Below are 421 nucleotides of genomic sequence, written 5' to 3'. Positions count from 1 at the left end.
ATATAGACCAACACCTTCAGCGCCTTGATTCAGTGAACGAACAACATCAGTCATTAAACCGGTATTCACCCAGGCACAGATGCGATGCCCGTCTTTAGTTTCGCAGGGTAGGCTCTTTAACTTCTCTAAGCCTTGATCCAGCGCCTTCTCTTCTTCGACGATCTGCTCATAGTAGCCACGCAGCTCTTCAGAAGGGCAGGCAAAAATATCACCATTGTAGCCATCGACTATTAACTCTTTATCGTCCAGCTGTGTGAGTGGCATATCCACCACACCCATGACAGTGGGAATCCCCATCGCTCTGGCTAAGATTGCTACGTGAGAATTTCCTGAGCCTTTAATCGAAACAAGACCGAGTAGCTTCTCTTTCGGAATTTCACCCAACATAGTAGGGGTTAATTCTTCACTGACCAGGATCGCA

General features: G+C 47.3%; 1 protein-coding gene. It reads right to left on the bottom strand.

Translation table 11 applies throughout. The annotated features are described in order from the left end of the window. On the bottom strand, positions 1–421 hold a 421-nt coding region (locus tag A3757_RS04605), incomplete at both ends, for a PEP-utilizing enzyme (protein ID WP_255374972.1).

The sequence above is a fragment of the Oleiphilus sp. HI0117 genome, assembly GCF_001635235.1.
This window is presented reverse-complemented; position numbering and strand designations above follow the sequence as displayed.